General features: G+C 34.5%; 26 protein-coding genes and 2 pseudogenes. 5 read left to right on the top strand and 23 right to left on the bottom strand.

Features of this window, described 5'->3' with window-relative positions; translation table 11 throughout:
* Positions 1-83: 83 nt before the first annotated feature.
* From ABL518_RS05040 to ABL518_RS05030, 3 genes and pseudogenes are all read left to right on the top strand, one after another.
* The gene (locus ABL518_RS05040; RefSeq protein ID WP_010082270.1) at positions 84-1340 is read left to right on the top strand and encodes a hypothetical protein; all 1257 of its coding nucleotides are present in this window, start codon (positions 84-86) and stop codon (positions 1338-1340) included.
* 88 nt (positions 1341-1428) lie between these two features.
* A complete protein-coding gene (locus ABL518_RS05035) occupies positions 1429-2349 on the top strand; it encodes a helix-turn-helix domain-containing protein (RefSeq protein WP_010082271.1) in 921 nt (306 codons plus the stop codon).
* 25 nt (positions 2350-2374) lie between these two features.
* A pseudogene (locus ABL518_RS05030) lies at positions 2375-3278 on the top strand (helix-turn-helix domain-containing protein).
* Between the two features lie 326 nt (positions 3279-3604).
* Here ABL518_RS05030 and ABL518_RS05025 read toward each other — a convergent pair.
* Positions 3605-4437 (bottom strand): IS5-like element ISWpi1 family transposase gene (locus ABL518_RS05025; protein ID WP_095742620.1). Its coding sequence is split into 2 segments (ribosomal slippage): positions 3605-4068 and positions 4068-4437, totalling 834 coding nucleotides; the frame shifts between segments, so codons are not numbered across the junction.
* Positions 4438-4671: 234 nt separating this feature from the next.
* Here ABL518_RS05025 and ABL518_RS05020 point away from each other — a divergent pair.
* Positions 4672-5577: a DMT family transporter gene (locus tag ABL518_RS05020; RefSeq protein ID WP_010082202.1), complete on the top strand. Its 906-nt coding sequence runs from the start codon at positions 4672-4674 to the stop codon at positions 5575-5577.
* A gap of 320 nt (positions 5578-5897) precedes the next feature.
* Here the strand turns inward: ABL518_RS05020 and ABL518_RS05015 are convergent, their stop codons facing one another.
* Together ABL518_RS05015 and ABL518_RS05010 are read right to left on the bottom strand one after the other, a co-directional pair.
* The gene (locus tag ABL518_RS05015) at positions 5898-6692 is read right to left on the bottom strand and encodes a transposase (RefSeq protein ID WP_010082203.1); all 795 of its coding nucleotides are present in this window, start codon (positions 6690-6692) and stop codon (positions 5898-5900) included.
* A 465-nt stretch (positions 6693-7157) separates the two neighbouring features.
* The gene (locus ABL518_RS05010) at positions 7158-8072 is read right to left on the bottom strand and encodes a patatin-like phospholipase family protein (RefSeq protein WP_010082204.1); all 915 of its coding nucleotides are present in this window, start codon (positions 8070-8072) and stop codon (positions 7158-7160) included.
* On the opposite strand from ABL518_RS05010, the gene ABL518_RS05005 reads away from it, so the two are divergent.
* Positions 8071-8592: a phospholipase D family protein gene (locus tag ABL518_RS05005; protein WP_095742646.1), complete on the top strand. Its 522-nt coding sequence runs from the start codon at positions 8071-8073 to the stop codon at positions 8590-8592. The two genes, ABL518_RS05010 and ABL518_RS05005, sit on opposite strands and share 2 nt — an antisense overlap.
* On the opposite strand, the gene ABL518_RS05000 is transcribed toward ABL518_RS05005, so the two are convergent.
* From ABL518_RS05000 to ABL518_RS04905, 20 genes and pseudogenes are all read right to left on the bottom strand, one after another.
* Entirely contained in the window at positions 8593-8802 is a 210-nt protein-coding gene (locus tag ABL518_RS05000) for a hypothetical protein (RefSeq protein WP_019236585.1), read from the bottom strand.
* Between the two features lie 54 nt (positions 8803-8856).
* The gene (locus tag ABL518_RS04995) at positions 8857-9378 is read right to left on the bottom strand and encodes an ankyrin repeat domain-containing protein (RefSeq protein WP_095742854.1); all 522 of its coding nucleotides are present in this window, start codon (positions 9376-9378) and stop codon (positions 8857-8859) included.
* A 56-nt stretch (positions 9379-9434) separates the two neighbouring features.
* Positions 9435-10379, bottom strand: a complete 945-nt coding sequence (locus ABL518_RS04990; RefSeq protein ID WP_095742647.1) for a contractile injection system protein, VgrG/Pvc8 family — start codon at positions 10377-10379, stop codon at positions 9435-9437.
* Positions 10380-10589, bottom strand: a complete 210-nt coding sequence (locus tag ABL518_RS04985; RefSeq protein WP_010081876.1) for a tail protein X — start codon at positions 10587-10589, stop codon at positions 10380-10382. It abuts the gene before it with no gap.
* A complete protein-coding gene (locus tag ABL518_RS04980) occupies positions 10586-10933 on the bottom strand; it encodes a phage tail protein (RefSeq protein WP_022626303.1) in 348 nt (115 codons plus the stop codon). Before ABL518_RS04980 ends, ABL518_RS04985 begins: the two co-directional genes overlap by 4 nt.
* Entirely contained in the window at positions 10933-13215 is a 2283-nt protein-coding gene (locus tag ABL518_RS04975; RefSeq protein WP_095742648.1) for a phage tail tape measure protein, read from the bottom strand. Before ABL518_RS04975 ends, ABL518_RS04980 begins: the two co-directional genes overlap by 1 nt.
* Positions 13216-13324: 109 nt before the next feature.
* Positions 13325-13582, bottom strand: a complete 258-nt coding sequence (locus ABL518_RS04970) for a phage tail assembly protein (RefSeq protein WP_010405430.1) — start codon at positions 13580-13582, stop codon at positions 13325-13327.
* An 83-nt stretch (positions 13583-13665) separates the two neighbouring features.
* On the bottom strand, positions 13666-13947 hold the full coding sequence (locus tag ABL518_RS04965) for a type II toxin-antitoxin system RelE family toxin (protein ID WP_010082215.1): 282 nt from the start codon (positions 13945-13947) through the stop codon (positions 13666-13668).
* On the bottom strand, positions 13931-14131 hold the full coding sequence (locus ABL518_RS04960; RefSeq protein WP_007303020.1) for a hypothetical protein: 201 nt from the start codon (positions 14129-14131) through the stop codon (positions 13931-13933). Before ABL518_RS04960 ends, ABL518_RS04965 begins: the two co-directional genes overlap by 17 nt.
* A gap of 61 nt (positions 14132-14192) precedes the next feature.
* Positions 14193-14690, bottom strand: coding sequence for a phage major tail tube protein (locus ABL518_RS04955; protein ID WP_010082216.1), 498 nt, complete (start codon positions 14688-14690; stop codon positions 14193-14195).
* An 11-nt stretch (positions 14691-14701) separates the two neighbouring features.
* On the bottom strand, positions 14702-15886 hold the full coding sequence (locus ABL518_RS04950; RefSeq protein ID WP_010082217.1) for a phage tail sheath subtilisin-like domain-containing protein: 1185 nt from the start codon (positions 15884-15886) through the stop codon (positions 14702-14704).
* A complete protein-coding gene (locus tag ABL518_RS04945; RefSeq protein ID WP_010082218.1) occupies positions 15883-16458 on the bottom strand; it encodes a hypothetical protein in 576 nt (191 codons plus the stop codon). Before ABL518_RS04945 ends, ABL518_RS04950 begins: the two co-directional genes overlap by 4 nt.
* A gap of 6 nt (positions 16459-16464) precedes the next feature.
* Positions 16465-17922 carry a hypothetical protein gene (locus tag ABL518_RS04940; protein ID WP_010082219.1) on the bottom strand — a complete coding sequence of 486 codons (1458 nt, stop codon included), beginning with the start codon at positions 17920-17922 and terminating at the stop codon, positions 16465-16467.
* Positions 17919-18113, bottom strand: a complete 195-nt coding sequence (locus ABL518_RS04935; protein WP_010082220.1) for a hypothetical protein — start codon at positions 18111-18113, stop codon at positions 17919-17921. The genes ABL518_RS04940 and ABL518_RS04935 overlap by 4 nt, the downstream gene beginning before the upstream one ends.
* Positions 18114-18117: 4 nt before the next feature.
* Positions 18118-19311: a hypothetical protein gene (locus ABL518_RS04930; protein ID WP_010082221.1), complete on the bottom strand. Its 1194-nt coding sequence runs from the start codon at positions 19309-19311 to the stop codon at positions 18118-18120.
* Between the two features lie 5 nt (positions 19312-19316).
* Positions 19317-21242, bottom strand: coding sequence for a DUF4815 domain-containing protein (locus ABL518_RS04925; RefSeq protein WP_095742650.1), 1926 nt, complete (start codon positions 21240-21242; stop codon positions 19317-19319).
* A gap of 16 nt (positions 21243-21258) precedes the next feature.
* Positions 21259-21942 carry a hypothetical protein gene (locus tag ABL518_RS04920; RefSeq protein WP_010082176.1) on the bottom strand — a complete coding sequence of 228 codons (684 nt, stop codon included), beginning with the start codon at positions 21940-21942 and terminating at the stop codon, positions 21259-21261.
* Positions 21943-22024: 82 nt separating this feature from the next.
* Positions 22025-24071 (bottom strand): annotated as a pseudogene (locus ABL518_RS04915) (AAA family ATPase).
* Positions 24072-24088: 17 nt separating this feature from the next.
* Positions 24089-25339, bottom strand: coding sequence for an AAA family ATPase (locus ABL518_RS04910; RefSeq protein WP_251371783.1), 1251 nt, complete (start codon positions 25337-25339; stop codon positions 24089-24091).
* Positions 25324-25824 carry a hypothetical protein gene (locus tag ABL518_RS04905; RefSeq protein WP_010082125.1) on the bottom strand — a complete coding sequence of 167 codons (501 nt, stop codon included), beginning with the start codon at positions 25822-25824 and terminating at the stop codon, positions 25324-25326. Before ABL518_RS04905 ends, ABL518_RS04910 begins: the two co-directional genes overlap by 16 nt.
* Positions 25825-25830: the final 6 nt, after the last annotated feature.

Raw genomic sequence — 25830 nt, 5'->3', positions numbered from 1 at the left:
TATAATAAGTAATATAGTGTATAACAACTGAGTAATAAAGTTCGTTATACACTTAGAAAGTATATTTAATAGCGGAGGCTAATATGGTTAATAAAATAATTGTACCTTTTGGTGATAAGGAAGGAGGCATCTATGAGTTAAACGTTGATCTTGATAAATTATCAAAAGGTGAGATGTTAAATGCTATTGTAGGAATTGGTCGTACTAGCCAGCAACTCACTTCTACAAGCGATAAGTCGGGAATATTAAGTGGTCTTAGTTGTAATAGCTTTGTAAGCAAAATTAATAAGGCTAAAAAGCTTGGAGAGGTGCCTTTTCCTAGCAAAAACGTTCGCGAAAACAAAATCAACTACGGAAAAGGACTTGATTACATATATGGCACAAAACCTGTGAGCGATCAAGCAGATTATCCGGAAATGTTAAACCCATTTGCTTCATCTTTGCAAAAAATAAAGCCAAGTGCAAGCGAAAGTGAAAAGTTGAGCTGGTTTAAGAGTGCTGTGGTAGAGGCAAAGAACATAAATGAATTGCACAAAACTATAGACCAAGTACTAGCCTCTGGAGCAAGAATAAATGCATATAACGATGGGGAATGGAGCATTGCAGAGTATGTAGTATTGGGTACACATTTTCATAAATTTGATAAGACTGATCGAAAAAAGATAATGCGTAAATTAATGCTAAGTGGTGCAGATTTTCATGATACTTTATTGCAGAATAAACTAATAGGTGAAATCTATAATGAGCTACAGCCAGAAGTTCAGCCACAGATAGATAAGAGACTAGAAGAACTAGAGAAGGCTGGTGAAAGTGCTGTGCAAGAAGGAGAATTAATAGATGTTGAGATAGATAATACAACATCGTATATAGAATTTTCTGATGATAGCAAGGTAGAGGTAGCCAAAATACTGAGAGAATTAGGAAGTAATATTTTAAAAATTGGCAATGATGCAGTTGAGGTTAAAAGTGAGAAGGAAGGTATAAGAAACTATATCGATATGTCAGATGAAAGCTCTATTATATTAGAATTTCCTACAAGCATTGGTAAGCTAAATATTATATTGTACCACGATGTAAAAAAATATGATCAAGTACAATTGAGAGTAGAAAACAAGGAAATGTGGGCTGAATTACAAAAAATAGGAGAAGAAATAGGAAAAAACTGTCTCTTTGGAGGAGTAAAACTTAAAGAAGCAGTAGAGAGAGGTAGTTTCACTAGATGTGGCATATGGAGTGAAAAGTATGCTATAAAAGAAGTTAGCAATGATGAAGTATTGTCTCCGTCTTCGTGGGTGAATAGGATACGTGAAGGTAGTAAAGAAACCTTTAGAGAACTTTAATGCGTCTACAGCCAGCTTTAAGGTTCCAGAGGTTTTTTCTTACCGTTATATCTGGAGCCTTTGAGCTATAGTAGAAAATATTATATGTATGGTTCTTTGCGTGGAAAAAATTTTAGACTATGAAGTAGGGGAAAAAGTGAAAAGTTGGAGGTTAGAGAGGGGGTATACTCAGAAAGATTTAGCTGAGAAAATTGGTGTAAAATACTGGGTAATACTGCAATATGAGAAAGGGAATCGTAGAATTTCAATCGAAAGGTTGTACGCTATAGCAGGTGCATTGTCAGTAAGTATTACCGATCTCATTACTGCATCAAAGGAGAAAATCGGCTTTAAAAATGAGGAAGGAGAAATATTAAATCTAGTAAGAGAATATAAAAAGATTAATGATCAGGAGTTACGTAGGATGTTTTGTTTATTAACTAAATTTGTCAAAGTTAGTGAAAAAAGTAGTAAAAAATCAGAAAAAATAAAAATTGCAAAGGGTTTGGTTAAAGCAGGAGTTTCTGTTGATATTGTTGCAAAAACAATTGGTCTGCCTGCTGATGAATGTATTGAAGAAAAAGTTGGTTCTATATACTGCCAAGTAGGAAAAAAGATAAAAGAATGGAGGCTAGTGAGAGAGTATACTCAAAAGGATTTAGCAGAGAAAATGAATACAACACGTGACGAAATAAGCAACTATGAACAAGGACGCGTAGCTACTCCACTGGGAAAATTATATGAGATAGCAGAAGCATTATCGATTAGTATTACAGATCTACTAACAGAGGAAGATGAAGGTAGTAGAGTGGAAAATGAGCTACCTGATTTAATTAAAGAATACAAAGAAATTGAGAGCCAAGAACTACGGCATGCACTAATAAAGTCTTTGTTTGAAGGGATACGGATTTGTGAGGAGAAAGTGAGAGAGATAGAAAGGATTAAAGTTGCAAAGGATTTAGTAAAAGGGGGAATTTCTATTGGTATTATTTTGCAAATAATCGGTTTATCCGTTGATCAAATTGCATGAAAATTTATTTCTAAGTAAGGTATATATGTTTGTTTCTGTAAGCGATATTAGTTCTATAAGCTACAAAATAGGACAAAAAATAGAAGATAGCAGGTTAATGCGAGGGCATACTCAAGTAGAATTGGCAAGTGAAATAGGTTTAACATACCAAGAAGTAAACAGCTATGAAAATGGGTATATTCCTATTCCAATTGAAGTACTATATGTAATAGCAAGAGTATTGTCAGTTAATGCTATAAGATTTATTACCCGAACCAGTAATAGTAAGGGAAGACAGCTATGAAGACGAGGAAATACTCTATCTAACGAAAATATATGAGAATCAAAAGTTAGGCAAAATAGTACCTTCATTAGTCAGGTTTGTTCATATTAGCGAAAAAATTAATCAAGAAGAGGCAAGATTAGAGGTAGCAAAAAATCTAGTTAAAGAAGGAGTTTCAGTTGACATAATTTCCCAGGCAACCGGCTTATCTATTTACGAGTATGATAATACAGAGAGAGAAATCTGCACTGATTCTATATATTACAGAATAGGGCAAAGAATAAGAGAATGGAGGTTAATAAGAAGGTATACTCAAAAAGATTTAGCGGATAAAGTTGGCGTAACACTCAAGGAAATACATGAATATGAAAGAGGTTATACTACCATACTATTTGATAAATTATATGAAATAGCAGAAGGATTATCAGTGAATATTAAAGTTCTGCTGCCTAAAACAAATGAAGATAGTGAACTACTTAATTTACTAAGAAAAACTGAAGAGCAAGAATTAGTGAAGAAATTTTTATCTAGGGATATGAAGAATAGCAAAGAGAAAGTAAAAAAAACAGAAAAGATCAAGGTTGCGAAAAATCTAGTGAAGGCGGGTGTTTCTACTGATGTTATTTTGCGAGCAAGTGGCCTAACTGCTGATGAGTGTGAAAATTGAATTGTGTTAAAGACGGTACTGAGAAATATTACATTAAGATATAAGTAAAGATGGTTACGTATTTAATACATCTATTCTGAAAATTTGTTTAGCTGACTCAACTGAAGCATTTTCGTAAAGTTTTGCTGCTAATTTGCTTGTTTGATAACTTTCTTTAACGTCTTCACAGCTAACACTGAAAACACATATTGCTAATGCTAGCAGAGAAGCTAGTTGGCACAGCCGTCAGTACTCCCGATTACTTTTCCTGATAATGTGATAGTATTCGCAAGTATTATCATATATTACAAAAAAATCAGTTAGAGGTTGTCCGGAAACAAGTAAATTCAAGCATATTCCCTCTTTAACATAACCCTACTCATAGCTAGGTATATGAAATTCTCAGTGGATGTTGTGAGTAAATCATACTCCTTCGATAGCCTTCTATTCCTATTAACCCAAGCAAAAGTCCTTTCTACAACCCATCTTCTTGGCTGTACTTTAAACCCTTGTTCTCTTGTTGGTAGTAGCTCAGGTGGCGTATCTTTGTGCACCCAAAATCTACATGGAGGCCTTTTAACAATTTCAATATCTATGTCATATTCTTCCTTTATGTGATTCTTTAAATTTCTTCCTTGGTATCCCATGTCAGCCCACATTTTTTTAACTTTAGTATATTTTGTTCTCATATTGTTTAATGCTATTTTAATACCATCTCTATCATTTTCGTTAGCAGCGCCTACGTAACAACCTAGTATAAAACCCTGAGTGTCTGTAATTATATGCCTTTTTCTACCCTTTACTTTTTTACTTCCATCATAGCCTTTGATCCCCCCTTTTCTGTAGTCTTTACAGATTGACTATCTACTATACAGGCACTCGGCTGCTCATTCCTTCCTATTTTTCTTCTACTATATTTTGTAATTTCATAATTCATTTTCTCAAAAATTCCCTGCTTCTTCCATTGCCTGAACTGCTCATACACAGTCTTCGATAGCGGAAAATCATTTGGTAAATACCGCCATTGACACCCTGTACGCAATACATAGAAAATTGCTTCTAATATTTCTTTTTTGCTATACTTTGGCAGCCTTCCTCCTTTCTTGTATGATACTCTGAAGTGTTTTTCTATTCTTGCCCATTCCCTTTCGCTTAGATCTGTTGGATACTTTTTTCTCATCTTTACCCCGTACTAAAATTTCAGATATTATAGCCTTTTACTTGTTTCCGGACAACCTCTTAGCATTTCTGTTTATTAAAATTATACAATAAAGCTGCACTTTATATAATACTTCTCAAATCATTTCTACTAAATATTTATGAATATGGTTAAACAGTAGATAGAGGAAAACTTGTCTAGTATTGATCTTTTTTATAGTAAAGTTATCTCATAAAATATTAAATTGGGAGTTTTATGGATCACAGATTAAGAGCTTATTTGCTTGGAGTTACCTGGTTTATACTCAGTTTACTTAGTAGTGTAGCTAATGATACTATATCAAAATATCTAAGTTTACATCTCCAAAGTTTTGAAGTAATCTTTTTCCGCTTTTTATTTAGCACTATTACCCTTGTACCTTTTATGCTTTACTATGGAAGAGAAGCTTTTAAAACAAGTCAAATATCTATTCAGATAACTAGAGGAGTATTGTTATTTGTTGGAATAACCTTGTGGACCTATGGGTTAGCTATTTTTCCCATAGTAACTGCAACAATTATAAGTTTTTCTATACCATTATTTGTTATACTTCTTGCAATCCCTTTACTAAATGAAAATATAATTTGGCAAAGATGGTCAGTAACTGTTATTGGCTTTGTTGGTATTGCTATTACTACCAAAGCTTATAGTGAAGACTTTAATCCTAAAATTCTTATTTTTATTGTATCTACATTAATCTTTGCTATATTAGACATACTTAATAAGAAACTCGCAATAAAAGAGTCCGTAATAAGTATGTTATTTTATTCAGCTCTAACAACAACTATTTTTTCCACTGTGCCTTTGCTGTTTTATTGGCATTTGCCTTCCTTGTTAGAATTAGTATTACTACTGATTTTGGGAATTAATTCAAATCTAATTCTGTTCTTCACATTAAAAGCTTTTGCTCTTACTGATGCCACTGCACTTGCACCGTATAGATACATAGAGCTAATAATTTCTGCAATAGTAGCATACGTTATATTTAATGAATTACCTGATAAAAGTGCTTTGTATGGTATTTTAATATTAATACCATCAACTTTATTTATAGCTTATTCAGAAGGTAAGGCAATTAAGAAAAATAGTGTAACAACAAAAGTGTATGACTCAAATTGTTAATGGTGTTTATTTTAGATGCTAAACTATATTTTTAAGGATTAGGAGTAGTATCTGGTACAATGTAAGCGTTTGACATAAATACTAAGAACTTTTGAAATCAGGGAAAATTCCCTTATATGAACCTGGATGGCTTTGTTGCATAGCACTGATAGGCATGTAAATCACAGTGAATTTATGCAGCTAATTTAAATTTAGCCATACCTATATCAGTAAATTTGTTCAATAAGTAGCACTTAATTAACAGCTCTTTTTCACGATTTACCTCTGATTTATTTTTCAAGCCAAACCCAAATATTTGCTTCAACCTATAGAAAAAGACTTCAATATAAGACCGTGTTAACTTTTTTCTTCCATGCATTAATGCCATCTTCATAATTCTCATATGACCTAATTCTACTAATATACTTGTTTCTTTCTGATAAGTAGTCAGCTAAACAAATTTTAGTATCCTTCCTAGGGCGAATAATAGGCACAATATTGTATTTTCTGCATTCTTTATACACACTTTTTATATCATAAGCCGCATCTGCTCGAATAGAACAAATGTTATATTTATCACTGACTTCTTCTAACATATCGCAGACCGGCAAATAGTCTACAGCAACACCACTAGTGTAGTTCATGCTTATTGCTTTCTTATCATTTATGTTTAAAATAACATGTAATTTTCTTACTTGACCATAACCACTGTATTTTCTTTTTCGAGTTACTATGCCACCGTTATTATTGTAGATACTAACTCTAGTGCTATCTACGGCAATTTCAACATTTTCCAGATCATCTTTATTGCTTCTATGGTCATCAATCTTCAAATTAAGCTTTTTAAATCTTCTGGAAGCTTGTGTATAGCTGATAATCTTAAGTTTTTTGCCTATTTGTACCATATAACCTTTTACAAAACCTACAGCTTGTCTCAAGCCAATTCTAAAAAGATGAACTATTATGTGTATTAAAATTACAACTTTATCACTATAAGTGTTATTGCCACCTGCAACTTTTGGACTATTTTCATACCAATTTTCTATGGCTTGATTAACAAAATGAAAAACATTTCCTCTTTTTTTGAGAAACTCGTTATATTCTCTTTGGTTACTTACTCTCATTTTTTGTGGCATAAGTTGTACTTGTTTGAAAAATGCCTATTTTACAACAAAATGCGTTAGTAGCCATATATTAAAAAGCTTTTCTTCTTACAATAACCTCAACCAACACTAGCTATGCAACAAAGCCAACCTGGATTAGCAGACATTGACTTTTTAGCTAACAGTATGGCCATAATCTTGAATTTCTGCTGGATTTTTCAGTTCAGCTTCTTTAGATTTTGCTGCTAATTTGCGTTAACTTCTTTAATGTTTTTAAAATTGATGCTGATGGTTAGTACTGGCTAAATTGAACGCTGGTGTGGCAACTGTCAGTAAAAATGCTAATCTCTTGCTCCCTATATTGGATTTAATTTTTTTATTTTTCTTTTCAGTTTTTTGAAGCCATTTTTGAAGTAGTATTTTTGGCTTAGCTTCTTAAAACATTTTTTTGGAGAAGAGATATCCATTGCTACAGAATTTTTTTGGCATTTCTACGTATCAAGATAAAATATCACAGAATTTCTCTATCACTTTCTGATTATCCTCTATCATTTCATTTGCCTCTTGCTGAAGAGATTTGATATTTTTTGATGTAATATTATCCATATCAGGTGATGCTACTTTTAATTGCGATTGTATTCGTATATATTTATCAGCTATTACTTGATCAAGTTGATAGTTTACTGCATCTAAACTTGAAGCAAACATCACATGTAATAGTGGTTTTATCCAGCCTATTTTTCCAAATCTCCTCGAGTTAGAATACCTTATACTTCTATCTGTTCTGCCGGTACCTATCGATAACAGTAGAATATCATCATTTGGAAATAACCTCTTAGCACTTGCATATGCACAAGCCGCTGGATTATTAGCAAACACTCCGCCATCCACTAATACTCTGTTTATCTGGTTAATTTTTAGATGTTTTGGTATGAAATAAGTAGGTGCAGCCGTTGCAGCTCTGAGTGCATCTTTCAGCTTAATATTACCTTCTTTCCAGCTTTTGAAGAAAAATGGGCAATTATTGTAAATGTCGTAACTCGTAATCAACACATTACTTAAAGTGTTTTTAAGGATATCATCGCCAAAATATTTATCCAGTACAAATTCAATATTTTTATGTGGGTATTGTGCGCAATTAAGCCAAGAAAATATTGATCTTCTCAAAAATGAAGATTTAAAAATATATGACCCGTATTTTTGGTAAAGCTCGACTAAATCATTGGCTGAATATTGAGGTTTATCTTTTTTACATAATCCAGCTACAACAATTCCACCGGTTGAGGTCCCTGCCATAAGATCAAAGATTTCAGCTATCGGTTTTCTTGCTCTCTTTTCTATTTCTGCTAGAATAATGGCTGGTATTATGCCCCTTATGCCTCCTCCGTCAACTGAAAGGATGTATTTTTTCATGATTAGATATTTATTAATTCTGTTAACTTGCTCACTTTTATCAGGTTGTGTTACCTGTCCAAAAACTACAGTCTGTTTTACACCTAGGGAAAATTGTGCCGAACAAATAACCAATGCTATAGATCAAGCTCAAAAATCCATATTAATTCAGGCATATCAATTTACTTCAAAGCCTATTGCACAATCTTTAATTAGAGCAAAAAAACGTGGTATTGATATTAGGGTTATCCTAGATGAATCACAGGTCAGCTCAAAATACAGTGTCATCAATGAATTATTTAGGCAAAAAATACCGATATACATAGACTATAAACCTGCAATTTCACACAGCAAAATTATGATTATTGATGAGCAAAAAATCATAACCGGATCATTTAACTTTTCAGATACCGCTCAGCAAAGAAATGCTGAAAACCTATTGATTATAACAGGAGATCCTCCACTAGTTGAGCAATACATCGAAAACTGGAAGGATCGTAAATCTCAATCTGATCCTTATACACCAAAAGTAGAAGAATAATTACTTAAAATCAGCTTTAAGCTCATCCAATTCCTCAGAAAGATTTTTTACCCTTTCCTCAAGTACTAATACTTTTTCCATTAAACCATATTCAATAAGTTTATCGTGAAATTGTACCCTTGAGTCTAACTTGGATAACCACCATATAAATGCTACTGTTTGTATTAATAACGTGATAATTACTGTAATTGGGATTTTTTGATTTTGCATGTTTCTCCTAACTGTGTAATCTTTCAACTACTTCTTGTTTCCGGTTACGAAATATTACTGCTCAGATTCATGTTCTTTTTCAGCATTATAGAGCAAGTGTATAATTTCATCGTATGGTTTATCTTTATTGTGCCGTGATCTTAGCACAGCTACATCTCTTAGGTTTTTCCCATCTGTGTCTCTAATGTTAGGATCTGCACCTTTATCTAATAAAAACTTAATAACTTCTAGGTGTCCTTCACCTGCAGCGTGATGTAAAGCTATTCTTTTAAATGCATTTCTATCAAGTGCGTTTATATTTACTTTTTCCTCTTCTATTAAAAATCTGATAATGTCTAAACATCCTTTTCTTGCTGCACAATGTAACGTTGTTCCACTCAAGTTTGGAGCCATATCCTTTACTAAAAGTTTTACTATTCCTAAGTTGCAATTACTAGTAGCCACTTGTAATGTTTTGTTATAATTATCTGTAGCTTTAGATTTTTGATAGCAATAAGTAATAACAACGCATACTATTAATAGTATGAACCATACGAAATGTAGTTTATCTCTTTCATTATACTTTATTTTTTTCATATTTGGCACACAGTTTCTTAATATTAAATAGATCATTACTCATTTTTTTCTTAACATTACTTACTCAAAGATGCTGACAACATAGTAAGGTAACCCGAGCTATTTAAAGTATGCTCCGCTCTATTAATTATCCATTCACCATCTAACGCTTGATTAAAACCTAGAAGATTAAGTTTAGCTTCTGCAAAAATTTGAGGATTACCAGGCATAGTTACATCTAAAGTTTCATTGTTACGCTTCAATTGTTTCAACTTGGCATTTGCTGCACTTAGTGCTGACTCTGCATTTGAGTAAAGTTCCAGCATAATATAACTTGGCTCACCGCTACCAACTGTTTCTTTAATAGTTTCGCCCTTTTCATAGCTATGCCACTTTGCCACTACTGAATTATACTTATCACGTACGGTAAAATGCACTTTCCAGTTAATTGTATCTTGAGGTCTAATAGTCGTTGTTCCTAAAGCTTTTCCTGTGGCTGATTTTGCCATGTTTTTTGAAATAAATAATATATACCCACCAGCTAATTTTGCCATTGCTTCACGCTCTGTTGCGATCTTTGTTAACAGACTTATATCACTTTCATCTGCCTGATTAATATGGGGTATCAATACATCCTTAAATTCCTCAGCGACTTTGTATCCATATCCATGTTTTTGGGCTATTTCTTTTACTAAGTTTTCTATGGTAATTTGGCGCCATTCTTTTGATACTTTTGCCTTCAAAGATATTCTTAAATTTGTTGCATGAGCTTTGATTAGTAGAGTCTTAGGTGGACCCTGTATAGTCACTTCGTTGACTGTATATATACCCATTGGAAAGATTCCAAATTCCTTATAACCTAGTGCTATGTTCAATTCATTCGGAATATCTATGTCTTCATCCCTGTAATCAACACACACTTCAACTACATCATCTATTATTCCTGATTCATCTGTAAGGTGCAATGATATAACTCTATCTTTAATTGATTCACATTTATCTATTATAAAATCTGGCTGCATTTATTCCCAGACCTTTAATTTTGACTTTTGTACTATTTTCTTAATAGTAGGAAGCTTTATCTTTAATCCTGCGGGCAAAAAGCTTCCGTATTCTGCCAAACCCAAGTTCTCTGCTAGTACTAATTCCACTACTCCATCAGTAAATCCGTAATGTTTCCAGCAAATCAGATCTAACATCTCATTTTCTTTACTCACATAGTATATAGTCATCTATAGCTTTTTAAACTCAAACTAAATTCAATTTTTCTCGGTAGTCCATTAGGTAAAAAATACATCTGCTTTTCTTCTAACCTAGTAATTACGAATTGTCCTAAAATATTACCTAAACTATCTACTAAAATATGTGGTTTTTCAGTTTCTTTCACACTCTTTAATTGATTTAGCACGTTGAGATTATGCAGATAAATCATTCCTTCTAAATCTATATTTTCTACACCTTGACCGATATTTTGTAATAGTGGCATATTTTCAATACACTCAATCGTGCTCCAACGATTTTCTCTGCTATACTTTAAACTTGTGGGAGCAAACTTATACGGACCAAGAGATAGCATCAATAAAATGTCTCTACCGTATCAAATAAAACATCACGTGACTTTTCTCTTATCCTTTTTATTACTTCATCTGCAAGACTACGAACATCTTGGTTAGGTTCTGCTTTAATGCTGATAGTGTAATTATTAGTGATGTTCTGAGTTTTATTTTGTTCTTTATTTTCAAACTTACTCCTTGCAAATATCTTATCGCTCTCTGTAAACTTTTTCTCCTCAATAAGGCTTTTGACTCTGAAGCTATTTTTATTTCTCTTTGAAAATTCTTTAATTATACTGTTACCTAGCACAGGATTTCCACTGTTGAGAATATTACTTTTTAGGGGAGTGTGCACTGCTTTTACTTCAGTTTTTCTTTTTTCAAACTCTTTCAGTGGGCTATTTCCCAATACTTTTCCAAATATACTTTCACCTATCCATGAAAAAGCTTCTTCTATGGGTTTTATTATCGATTTCCAAAAGCTAGAGAAAAAGTCTTTTACCTTTTGCCAGTTAGTTATAACAAGTGCTGCGCCAGTGACAAGTCCAGTAATTAAAAGTCCTATAGGGTTACTCATTATAGCGAGTGTTACTGCTCTTAGTCCTGTTACTACTGCAGGAAAAACTGTAGCTGATAAAAATGAAAATACTCCAAGTAGGTTTGCTTTCAGACTAAAAATCGTACTTCCTAGCAATGTAAATCCGTATCCTAGTCCCACTGCTACAACTTTTAAACTTATCAAGGCTGCTACAGTACCCATGATTGCTTTGGTTAAAGTTGGATATTTTTCTGCAAATAACGCTATGCTTCTAGTTTTTTCTTGTAAAAATTCAGCTATAGATTTTAAAGTAGGCAGCATCACTGAACCCAGGTTCATACCAACTTCAGCTATTGCGTTGCGAAGAAGTCGTAATTTACTGGCTGTGGTGTCTACACGGTTTTGAAATTCTTTCTGCAACGAGCTCTTGTACTCTTCTGTGTCAGATAGTAACCTTATAGCATCTTCGTATTTGTTAAAACTTCCAGCTAATAATGCAATATCATCTTGATATTCCTGACCGAAAAGTTTCATAAGGATTGTAGAACGTTCCTGGTTATCCATTTTCTTTAGAGCTTGAAAAAAGTAGAGTAATGCTTCTTCGCCGTTTTCGCTTATTCTTTGTACTATTTCTTCTGCAGTTATGCCCATTTGCTCTAATGCTGCTTTAAAATCCCCTCCTTGTTCTTCAGCAGTCTGAAGTTTACTAAGTAGAGCATTTATAGCAGTTGCAGCTTTTGCTGGTTGTTTACCTAAACTAACGAAGGCATTTACTAAACTACTTGTTTCCTTGATGTCAAGACCAAATTGTTTTGCAGTACCACCAACTATTGCTAGAGCTTCAACCATATCTTTTGCTTTGGCAGCAGTGTTATCTGATAAGTGATTGATTACATTACCAACGTATTCCATTTTACTAACATCAATTCCATAAACGTTAGAGAGTTTAGCTATAGAATCACCTGCTTGCTCTGCAGACATATCAAATGCTGTAGACATTTTTGCCACTGTTTCTGTAAACATAAAAAGATCTTCTTTCTTGATACCAAGTTGACCACCACTTGCAGCTATTTGTGCCAGTTCTGCGGCTGATAATGGTATAGTACGTGACATCTCTTTTAACTTCTTTGCAAATTTAGTTGCTTCATCCGTTCCTTTTTTAAAATCTACCACTTTTGTAACATCAGCCATAGCACTTTCAAAGTCAATTGCAACTTTAACTGGAGCTGCAAGCGTTAGCCCTAGCCCAATAGTCTCTATAATTTGTGACTTAAAATGTGCTTTGCTTGCTAAAAAACTTTGGTGACTACGTATTGCAGATCCAAGCTTACCATACTTACCTTTTAATACTTCAATAGAAGAGCCAAGTTTATGTTGGTCACTTACTAAGTACTTAATATTTCTTCCACTTTTTCTTACTTCTTCATTAAATGAATGCAAAGCATCTCTCTTTTTCAAATATGCTTCTTTTGCTTTTATTGCAGAGGTTTTGGCCTTGTCAAATTCTGCTTTTAAAGTTTTGCTCGGTTTCTCTATTGCCTTCATTTGTTTAGCTAAAGATTTTACTTGATCTTCAAAGCCTTTCCATGACCTCTTGCTAGTCAAAACATCATGGCCTAACTGCTTAAACTTTGATACTGATTTTAAAGATGAGTCAAGCTTTCTTATATTCTCACCAAGATGAGTAAGTTGACTGCTACTTCCTTTTATTACAGTACTGAAACTGCCATCTAAAACTGCTCCGATTTTTATAGATAATGTTGACATTGTACCTTCCTCGCTGCTTTATGCCATAAGATAAATTCATTAATCTCCATATCAAGTATTTGTTCAACCCCGCCTCCTACAACAGAGCTGAACATTAATACTTCTAATCTCAAGTTTTTTGGATAATCGGTGAAAAAAAATCCTTTAATACCTCTTGAATTTTCACATAATCAGCAATATCTAACTCTTCAATTGCTTCTTTTGCAACTGATGTCAAATTGGCAGTCAAAGTTACTTCTTTACTAAGGTCACTACCATTTAAGCGTTCAATTGCAAGATAGTCTCTAACTTTTGGACGTCTAACAGTAAGTTCTGAGACAGAAATTCCATCAACTGTTATTGGGTTATTAAGTGTTATAGCTTGCATGTTCCTCCTTAAAAAGTTAATTAAATAAAAGTCTATATCGGCTTTTACATAACTAATTTCTTTGTATGGTGCTATAAATAGGATTAGCTTTGATAAGAATCTTTTCTGTGTTCAATTGAAGTAATAACTACTGTATGTTCTGGTACATCTATATAATAAAGTATACGATAGGTACTCACCCGTAGACTACGTTGTCCACTTAAGTTATGCTTTAATGGCTTTCCAAGTCCAATTGGATCAACTGTTAGACGCTCCATTATTGCCTTCTTAATCATTAACTTTACTTTTGCTGGAAGAGCCGGAATGTCTTTCTTTATAACAGATTCTGAATAGTCTATATTGTAAGGCTTAATCCCAGAAGGCATCTTGATGTTTAACCCTCTTTTCTTTATAGCGTTCGTCAGCAATCTTAGATAATTCCATATCTTCAATTTCTTCTTCCATTAATTCAGTTAATAACTTTAAAACGGACTTGTCTTGAGATTGTGCTACACTAACAAGTAAACCAGTTAGCTGCTCTATGGAATTTGTATGAGCTTTAGAATCCATATTAACTATATACCTACAACTTCTTATATTTTAACATTTTTATGTAATTTTGTCAACCATATTAGATCCCTAGAATCGTTTGTAGCAAGGCCATTTGATCAACGCCATTTATCTTTCTAATCATATTTTCAGCATCGATCTCTATTAATTCATTACCACCTATAGTAAGTTTATAATAATGGGCAGCTACAGTGCATTTAAGCGTTGCTTTTTCAGCAGGTTTCCAGTTGCCAAAGTCAAACTCTTTAAAAATGCCTCTTAAATTGATTATTACTGCTTCAATATCATTACCTTGCATTCCTCCACGGAGCGTTAAAGATACTGAGTTTCCATCTATCAAGCCAAAAAGTCTAAATAGTTCTGAATCATACTCAGCAAAAGTAAAGTCTGCTTCAAGCTTTTCCATGCCCATGTCAATATTTATTGGAATATCCATACCACCAGCTCTGTACTCTTCGGTTTTTATGGTAAGCTTCGGCAAGGTTATTTCATCTATTTTTCCTGCATAACCACGACCATCTACAAATACGTTAAAATTTCTCAGTATTTTGGGTAACACTTCGCTTTCTCCTAACTTATTACACTATTATTTACAAGATGGGATCTGAATATTATTTGCTCAGCTGGATATGGCGGTGTAAACTCAAAATCAAAAGACACTTTTCCGCTTGCAATATTTGTTGGTGTATTGAGTTCTGGAGTTGCATAACATTTTCCACTGATAATCGCCCCTTGTGCTTTTAAACTTGCTAGGTAGGAATTCACCCCCTCAATCACATCATCTATATAAGTTTTGGTGATATTGCGATCAACTGCCCATAAGTGAGCCCGAAGTAGACTATCATTGATTAGATCTGCAGTATGCCTTACTGATAGAAAAGCCCATTTCGAGTCATTTGAACATGTTCTATTTCCCCAAAGCCTATAGCCATTTTGATGAATTATCGTTGTTACTTCATTTTCATTTAAATGGTTTGCTCTACAATTTGTATCACCTAGAGTAAAATCAATAGGCCTGCTTGTTCCAACAATACCATTTATTTCTTTATTTGAAGGTGAATGCCAGAAGCCTTGCTCGCTGTCTATCTTAGCTATTAAACCAGCTACAAATGAACTTGGAGGCAAGATTTCTTCTTTTCCTTCGATAAGTACCTTAACCCATGGATCAACCACGTAAACTCTTGAGCTGCCTACACTTTTTCTCCACTTTATTGCTTCTTCATCATTGGTATTTGGACCATCTGCTACTATTATGCTTCTCAGTTTTTCTGCTACAGAAATTAATGCTGCAACTACTGGATTTTTGCCATCTTCTGGGAGTTGGTGAGTAAATTGAGGTGCAATGAGTATTCTTGGCGCAACATGAACTATACTTTCACTGCTTAAGAACGCTTGAATGCCTTGATAATCCCCGGTTTCTTTATCAACACCGCCAATTACATTTCTCAGCGTTTCTTCTTTTTTTAATTTTGGATCGCTGTTTTCACTTTCTTCAACTCGAATAACTACTACTGTTGCACCAATCTGGGAAAATATTCCATTTACTGCAGAAGGTAGTGTTCCACTTTTCCCAAGTTTTGCTGCTTCCTTTAAACTTCCTGCTATTAATATTGGTTTATTCAGTGGAAACTTTTGCCCGTCAGCATCAGGTGCAGTACCAATTACGCCAATTACCGATGATTTAGCTGTTTGTACTGTCCTCGCTCCTGAGGTAACCTCGATAACATTTACTCCATGTAGAAACTGTTCTGTCATCTTTTGCCCCTTTTTAGCTCTCTTTGCATTTTTTGTTTACAATCATCTAGCAAAGTTTGCAGCTCTTCTTTATTCTTGGCTCCCTCAATTTTTCTCTTGGCTACATCTTCAAGTTCTTCACATTTGATTATTGCTTTTTCTGCTTTTTTGGCTTTTTCCTCGATTATTCTTGCCATTTCAATAACTGTAATACCACGTACTTTTGCTAAAGGCTCTATAATTTCTGCATCCTTTTCATTCATAGATTCTGGTGCTGCTAGAATGCTTTTTGCGGCTTTTTCTTGTATTTGATACGATTTAGCTTTTTGGTGAGAATTTCCAGCGTATTCGTTAGTATAGTTATTAAAATAAACGCGAAGATTAGAAAGTACAGAAAGTTTCGCATTTTCAAGTAACTCCAACTCAATGTCTTTCTTATTCCTCTCAACAATTTCTTCTCCCTCTGTTAACTGATAACTCTTTTGCCATTCAAAGTTTTCTGGCGCTTCATACCAATCATTTCCAGTTGGCTTACTTTCAAGCGTTGTTGTTTCTACTTGTTTGTGATTTTCAAATCTAATGTAAATAGACATTGTTTGTTACCTCCAGAGCTCATATGTGTTAGATAATCCAGGACATTGCCAAGCTTTTAGCGTCCTCTCTACATCTATCTCAAGCCCTGTGGTGAGAAAATTGCTACGTATGTTATAAATTCCCCACTGTATAAATTGACCATAGATTGTGCTATACGCATGCTCACTTGCAAAGAACTCAGGTGTCTCACCAACTCTTTCACCTTCTGAGTGAAGATTAGATGACGTATAAAGTAACACTGTAACAGTTTTTCCTGCTGGAATGACTATGTTACCTGATCCAATAAATTCAGAACTGCTAATTTCATGCTGGTAAATACGTGTCCAAGTAATTCTCGAAATCTCTGACTTCCTTGTATTAGTTTTATCAGGTGTACCTATAAATAATCCTGCTCCTCCATAATTAACTTCATCTTTATACCACATTGCAGATCCAACAAAGTTTATAGTTTTACTTATATCTACATTGCTTGTGTTTTTTACGAATATTACTCCCAATGCAGCATAAGGGTATTTCAGCATATTGAATTGCTCAGAAAATCCATCATACATGAATCTTGGGTATGATTCTCCATAGATAAATGTACCTTTGCTTCCCTCTAAAAAGCACAATTGTCTTGGCCGATAAAAACTAACATAGCTTGTATCATATGTGTGAGTACCTGCTAGTAGTTGTAGCATATAGTCTGTTTTTGTTATATCACTACTCCACTGACCAAGCTCAGTTGTAAAAGTTCCGTGACCAAAGTAATTATTTTTTCTACTTAGTACACCAAATAAAAAAGGTAATGCTCCAGGTTCAATCATGTGACGATTTCTTACTTCTTTCATGATTGATGAGCCGCTTGGTACATCATTTATAGAGTTAAGCTTAGTTGTTAGTTGATTTTCTCTGCTCCTTATCTCCCTCATAATCGATGAACCGCTTGGCACATCATTAACAGTACGGAAGTTATTCACTAAACCTTTAAGACCATCTTTATGACTGTTACTAATGCTATTTATTGCTGCAATATTGGCATTCTTTCTCGTATCAAGTAGCGATAAATTTGTTGTTCCTTTTTCATCAATTCTCTTTAATAACTGCTTCTCTGATTCAGAGATCACTGCTAAAGAACTAGCTTTTTTATTATCCAGATCAGTTAAGTGTTTTTTTGCACTATCAAGAAGTTCTTTTAACTTACCATCTGTCATCTGTACAATTTCAGAAACTGCACTTTTGTCGACTATTGATTCCAATGCTTTAGCAAGATATGCTAATTGATCTGGAGTACTGTTTACTGCTAAATCCTTAAGCCTCTTTTGTAGTGCATCAATTATCTCTTTTACCTCAGTCATCTGCACAATGTCAGCAATAGCTTTTTTATCTGCTATCAACTCCAGCGATTTTGCAAGATATGCCAGTTGATCAGGTGTGCTGTTTGCTGCTAAATCCTTTATCCTTTGGTATATTGCTTCTTTCATTCCCAAAAATTCAAAAAAGTTTCAAATCTAAATCGTTTAAAATTATTTTTTAGTTGATTATGCTCATCTTCTCTTTCGGTAATATCTTCATCTATTTTCTCAATTGTGGTACGAATACGAACAACACCTTGCACAGCAATATTCTCTGGATGCGGTAGTGAATATCCTCTACTTGTTTTATCATCTGACATTCTGCTAAGTGATAATGATTCGTAGATTTTTGACTTTAGGACGATAGACAACTGTTCCACTTAAAACTAATTTTATCCTTGTCTCATTGCCATTAAAATTTGATAGCACATGAGTTCTCTCTACCCAATTTTCTCCAATTGGTTTCCCTGATGTTAAATTTACTAATTGCCATTCTTCTCTTTCAACATTTTTTTGAACATATGCTTTAACATCTGCAGTGCCAGGTATTAGCGCATCATATGTTATGGTAATCTTAGTGTTAGCTCCTGCTGTAATGCTTCTTGTAACATAATCTCCTTTTTCCCCTATATTACCCATAACTAACTGTAACCCAGGATAAAGAACCGGACTTTTTTCTTTTGACCCTTTTAAATTTGCCTTTACTGTTAGCTCTCCAGATAATCTTTCACGCAGTGCAAGCGGCAAATTATCAGACAAAAAGTTTTCTTTTCCCTCTTCATCTGTTAGAATAAATTCTACATTAGTATCAAATGCTACTTTTTCGACGTTTGTCAAAACTATTAAATCTGAAGTATTGTTTGCTGTCACTTTTCCCAGATCAATAACATGAGAAACTTCGCTAAATTTTGCAGCTAGTAGTCGAAACGTTAAATCTAAATTTTGATGTGGTGTCCAGGTACTTGCATTGCTTGATGATAGTAATACTCCTACTTGATATGGCTGACTCGTTACCCACCTACTATTTACTGCATCATACTTGCCAAGTTCTGCTATTTTTACTGCAGTATCTGCATCATCGGTTAGCAAAACTATTGCATACTCTTGTCCTGCATGGCAAAACACTGGTGACCACTCTATACGTGTTGCTGTGCCATCTATCTTTATATCTTTTGGCTCAATATAGCTTTCAGCGATAAAAGTTTGTGAGGGCACTCCCACTGCTGTTTCTCTAATCTGCACAACAACACGTTTTTTGCCGCTATTTACAAACCATAACTCCACACCTCCTATGTGTCTGCTTTCATTTAAAGTAAATGTTTGTGCTAAAGGATCAACTCTTCTTGCTGCGATAACTCTTCTTCTTTCTTCTATGGTAATAGTTTTTTTACCAGTATACGTTGCTTCTCCATAGCTTCCTTTATCGCCATAAAACTGTACTAATTTAGTACCCGCTGGAATATTTGCCGGCACTTTCACCTTTCCCTTTAATTTCCCCTGGTTGTTAGCTGTTAACATATTTCTTATGCCATAGGTTGAATGCTCATACCGTCAAATTTTATCTCCTTGAGCTTTTCATTTGGCTCAAAACCTTCAATTTCAAAATTCTGTACTGCTTCTCTCATAAATTCAGCTTCGTATGAGGTACTTGACAGCAGCTCTGTTGTTTCTTTAACATTAAATACTCTGGTTACTGGACTTTTCCAATTCGTGGTAACCTCTGTCCAGTGATCTATATTTTTATTTAGAGTAATTTGTGCCGGGACTGGATCAAAAGCTTGATATGGATTGATCTTTTCTCCTTTGGTCTGTAAAAGCTGCTCCAGTACCGGTTCAAGTTCATACGGCAACAAATAAGTTTTTTCTCCTCCATCAATATCAGCAATCGTTACATCTATTGGTAAAATTAATTCCTTGTTTACTATCGCTGCAGACTGCGAAATTCCTTGATCACGCATATCATCATCGAAGAACGAATCAACAAATACTCCTTTTTTGGTGGTAGGTTCTCTTGAATTTGCATCACTGCGTAGACGTTCCTCTGCAACCAGCGCATAAAGATCATTTATTCCTTTTTTCATTGCTTCAAGCTCATTCATCGGTACAGCATGAATAGCATTATTCACTATTTTTACCCCTTCTCCGTTTTTCCATGTTTGGTGAATGTGGCAGAGCAAAAGTTGTCCACTAGGCGCTCTAGGCATTGATGGTCTCCAGGGATGGGCAATTCCCTTGATTCTTCTCACCACTCCTTTTGCATCTATAGTGATTAAATCAAAGCGGGGCATTTTCCAGGTATAATCTATCAAAACCAAGCTGTTATCAACTGCTCCTTTTACTTTACACCCCTTTTCACTTATATCTTCAGGGCTTACGTGGGTACGGCAACGATAAGTTATTTGATAACTACTTCCAGGTGCAGGTTCTTTGCCTGGTAATGACCAATCAACGTTTCCTGCGTTTAGTTTATAATCTACACTATTTTCATAAATAACATTGCCTTGTTTAATTTGAATAATCTCAAGTACTGCAGAGTCAGGTATTGGATCAATGGCTCCTGAATATGAACCATGAGTAATGGTAATAGTTTTCTGAACAGTTATATCTACTTTTTTAATTTCACTTATTGGGAAATCATTAACTTTAAGCTCCATTACCCTTTGGCTATTTGGCTGAAAAGTATGTGGTTCTGATTCAACTGATTTTATATCTGGATCTTCATCAAAAGAAATGCGAATACTGTGAGGTAACTCAATCTCATAGCCATCAACATGAGCTTTTCCCTCATTAATCACAAATATTTTTTTTCCTCCTTCCCCCTCTTCCTTTTGCAGGAACATTACTTCAAGGCCATTTACGACATAGGAACCATTTGCTTCTTTGTCATAACGAGCAAGAGCAGTAGTTACTATATTTGCTTGTGGTGGCGGTGAATGTTCTATCAATACTCCATTTTCAATGTTATAAATTGGATAAAATTCTCCTGAAGCATTAGTAGTCACACCCTCAGCTTGATAACTCCAAGTGGTGGAAACTTTAAGCCTTGCAGCTCCTACTTCCTGATAATTTCTTGTACCAATAGCAGGATCACGAAGGTTTTCATCCTCAAGTTCTGTAATCGTAGATTCTACATAATAAACACCTATGCGAACTGTGGTACTCAGTGGAATAACAAATTCTTCTTTTTCAACTTTTCTAACTGCACCGCGCAGATAGATTTTTCCTCCCTCAAGTGTAACTTTACCAGTTTCTCTATCTATAATACAATTGCTTCCTGTTATAACATCACCATCACGAAATATTGCATCGCCTATGCCTTTAATCTTAGAGAGAGCATACTCCTGAGTCTCGTTTAGTTCTGCAGACTGTAGACCTCTTCCTGCTAGAAACAAGCTTTTTTCGTATTCTTTGTCAGGATTAAAGCGGTTATAATAGGCGTTTAAAGTCATTTAATGCTAGAAAAATTCAAAAAGTTACAACAAATGAAAAAGTTTCCCTGGTTGCTGCAGTTCTGATAAGTGGTACGGTGTGTTCTAAAACTAACAAGATTCCAGGATTTTCTATATCTTGAGGTTCAAAATATCTCTGTCCAGGAGGTGCTTTCTCCTTTACTTTTGTACCAACCATAACCCCTAATTCCCGTATAACTTGATTTGCTGCATCCGTGAAATCGAAAGTAAATTTAAGGTACAAGTTATTGGTTGGTACATTTGAGGGCCTAAACCTTCCAGAAGGAGTTATAAGTTCGCCGTTTTCATCACCTGTGCAGAATAGCACTTCATCTGCAGTACGTCTGCCAAGCTCATTCAAGAGCTTTATAGAATTTATAGGTTCAGGTGGTGTGCTTTCAGTATACTCTACAGTAACTTTATCACTTGCTGGAATAGAGCTATTTTCCGTACGTATAATTACACCAGTACTGCTATCAACTGTGTAATCTATACTTGGCTGATAAGTTGTTTGCCCTGTAAAAACCTTCACATCTTTAATAGGTTGATGATCAAGTTTTATTTCACCCTTAACGAAAGTTTTTTCTACTTTGTGGCTACTTCCAGAGCTTCCATCACCACTGCCCCAAGCAAGATGTAAGGGTTGTTCTTTTATGCTGGCGGCTATTGCTGCTCGACCTGATTGTGTGAGTATTGACATTTTCCCCCTATATTATATATGTACGGTGAGTTCAAAATTCGTCCGCAAAAATCAAAATATTTTTTTATATCAGAAAAATTTTTTAGGAGAATAGCTCAGCTCCACAGCTAAACTTTCCAACGCCGCGAGCAAATGGTCCGCTAGGAATGTCAAGCCATTTATCTTCTTTTGAACCAGTAGCCATTCCCTTAACCAGCTTCCGTGTTTGTAACAGCTCTTGAACTATACGCTCCATTCTATCTCTTCCTATACTGTGAAACTCCTCAGGTAGTCTATGCCGCTGTTTATACACTCCTGTACTTCCTGTATGGGAAATGGATGTCCAGAAATTGCTGCTCGTGTAATTGCAGTTATAAGATGCTGCTTTGAATCTTTTTCGTTCATATTTTTTATTCTTAATCTTTCAGTTATGTCCTCTAACAATCCTGTTTCTTCATTTCTTAAATAAGTGCGTAAAGTGCGATCAGCCAAACCGTTTGCTTTAACAATTGCTCCATAAAATAATGCGTTCTGTCTTACAGATTCTCCTATTGATTTAAAAATTGTCGGTTTAGCTGCATCTTCCACAGACCAAAAAGCGTATGAACACCTAACACCATTAACAAGAGCAGATGTACCTCTAATGGCATCACGTGCTTGCTCAACAGTCGATATAGGTTTTTCACTTTTTGGCTTTCTCATATGATGAGCAGTAATTATTGATGCTCCAGTGCTACCTGCTAAATCAGATAATAAAGACATCAAATAATCGCCTACGGCTGGGTCAGTATTTAAATCAGCGTGCACAAATGATGCAAGTGGATCAAATACGATTAATTTTAAGTTTTTTATTTTATTAAGTTGTTTTGTTATCAATTCAAATTCAGGAGAAGTCTCTATAACTTTACCTGAAACACTCTTTATGATTGTAAGTGATCCACTAACATTTGGTAATGGTACAATAAAGAGCCTATCCTTATATTTTAATCTCTCGCATTGTGAGTCAAGACGCTCTAAACGACGATGTATTTCACTCATATCATCTTCTGCAGAGAATATTACAACAGATCCATGTTCAGTAACTAAAGGACCAAAACCACATGGCTGATCTTTTCTACTCGCAACTTTCAGTGCTAAATCAAGCAGAAGCATACCTTTACCAGTATCTCCCATTGCAGCTAGAATAGATGTCACTCCTAAAGGAAATAACCCTTCAACAAGAAACTTTTGCTCCGGTACTGGACCTATAAAACGTTCTACGCTCCATTCTTGAATATTAAGCAATTGCTTAACGATGATTTTTTTCGAGTTATTTTCAATGAATTCAGGAATATTCATCTTTTCTTCTATACCATCAGCTGAATCCCATCCCTTTGGTTTATTCTCCGGTATTTCAAGAAGAGTAAGTGATAAAACACCAAGAAAAGTAAGCTTTTTCACAACTTTCTCAGCATATTGTTTACCTGGTTCATCATTGTCTGGCCAAATAATAACATGCTTGCCCTTAAGTGGTGACCAGTCTGTTTTTTCTATTGGTGCATTTGCTCCTAACATTGCAGTGTGGCAGTCATACCTTGCTCTATCAGAGCATCTGCACACTTTTCACCTTCAACTAAAATCACCTTATCAGATTTCACGATACCTGGAATATTATATAAAGGCCTGGTCTCTGGTAGAGTAAAACTAGACCTTTTTACATCAAAAGGAAGATATCTTTTTCCTGAATCAGTGTTATAACGATAAACTGTAACAATCACTTGATCACTTTCATCGTAATAGTTCCATGATGCCGTTGGTTGCCCCAGAGTGTTATTTTTTTCCGAATAACCAATCCACTTAGCAATATCTTCTATCGTATCAGTAAATTGATTTTTTCCAGTAACAGCAGCCCAAAGATCAAAAATATCTCCTCCTTCTTCGGTAGAAAAATCATGCCATAATCCGGCTTTACTGCCAGTTAACTCCATTATCATACTTTGTCCTTTATTGCCTTGTAGATCACCTACATAGAACTTATCACCACGAAAAGTTCCTCTTGGCAGTAAATAAGAAAGACATGACCTTATATTTGATAGGAGTTGAGTTCTTAATTGTTCTTTCTTCCCTAATAATTTATAATGTCCATTTCTTTGTGAACAATAAATATCCATACCTACCTGAAGAATTTTTATGTTCTAGCTATAACGTTAGCAGTTTTCCAACATCCATTAATCTTATTGATGAATTTTGTTGGTATAGATCTACCGTTTCTAAGTTCATATACTACTTGTAAGATATTTGTATGTTTATTGGGTTGAAATATTACTATTCCAGATGTATAAAAACTTCTTAAAGCGTTAGCACCAACGAGAGCTTGAAATGGATTCTTTTCCAATGTAGAGGTAGATACTTTTTTGGTGTGATTTATGATGATTATTCCAGCCATAGGATTAATCTTGGAACGTAGTTTTTCTATTGCGTGCTGCAGACCATAGTTAACGGAATTATAAGGAGAATCAATCACAACTAAATCAAACTTTTCCTCTACCATATTTTTTATTTTTTCTATACCTTCTTCATTTAAGGTCAAATTCATCTTGTTCGTCACAACTAAGTTTTCTGTTGCTAAATGAGGAAGTTTGTTGAGTTGTTGTATACGTTCTCTAATGTAATCATATTCCATTTCGTTTTGTAGATAGAATATTTTTAGTGGTCTTGTAGGCTTCATGCCAAGAAATGATCTTCCTGCTGCCAGATGTACTAATAGAGAAAGAAGAAAATGACTTTTGCCAATCTTTGGAGTACCACCTATGACCAAAAGACCACCTGGTGTCAAAATTCTTGGGCCTATTATATCTTTTGGCATTGGTGATTTATCGTTTAAGTAATGGTTTACAGAAAATGCTTTTTCTTCGTTTTGTTTTTCTTGTAATATGGAACTTCTTTCATCTTTACCGTTCAACCATGTTTCAGCAGAATCTATATTACCTTTAACTAAAGTCCAAAGGTCTATTATATTTCCTTTCTTTTCTTCGATCAGGTTGTACCAATTTCCTGCATTTTCTCCTTCCATTTCAACTATTATCTTATTTCCATTTCTACTGCCAATATAGAATTTATCTTGGTAAGATTTGCCTTCAGGTAACAAATAAGATAAACAATCTTTGATGTTATTAATTAATAATGATTTTATTTTCAAAGCATTTTTAGATGAAAAATCCATAAAATTCTCCTTGTTTATTCCAAATTTGTTCAACATATTTTTTAGACGTTTAAAGTCAAGATTAGCCAGCTCACAAACAGTTTCAAAAGATCGTGAGCGAATCCATTGACAAGCCTCTTTTTTAAGTTTAGGGTTTTTTCCTGCTGCATCCTGAATAGCTCTAGTAATAACAGCAGCCCACAACTTTCCTTCGTCATACTTCAAAATGGCAACCAATCATCTTGAAAACTTTTTTGTAATTCTGGAGTAATAACTGTAGTAATCCTATTTCTATCTCCGTATGTATTATTAGTTTCAACGCCTACTTTTGCTGTAAACTCTAAATCGTTGAAATCAGCTATAGAGTTTATTCTTCTAGCAGTCACTGCTTTCTCTGAAGTGTCATTTGCATGAATATTTCTGGATGATTCCAAAATACTACGCAGCATAGAACGTCCAGATTCTCCCCAGATGTCTTCTTCACCTTCTGCTTTGCCATTTTTGATACCTATAATCTGAAAAATCTTGCGTTTTGCATATGAGCCTTCAGTGACGGTAAATTCTACATTTAAATAGATACTGCCAGTAGTGTAGTTTTTAGTGAACCAATTTTCATAACCTCCAGGCTTTATTGCCATTTTTACCTTGACTATTGTACCTTTCGGTATTAAACTGTTCTGCAGTTTTGCATTATTAAAATCAGTTAAAAAATCTTGTAGCATACGCTC

Origin of the sequence: Wolbachia endosymbiont of Drosophila willistoni (genome assembly GCF_040084705.1) — a bacterium.
GTDB lineage: Bacteria > Pseudomonadota > Alphaproteobacteria > Rickettsiales > Anaplasmataceae > Wolbachia > Wolbachia pipientis.
Note: the sequence above shows the minus strand (reverse complement) of the source record. Positions and strands in the feature narration are given on the sequence as shown.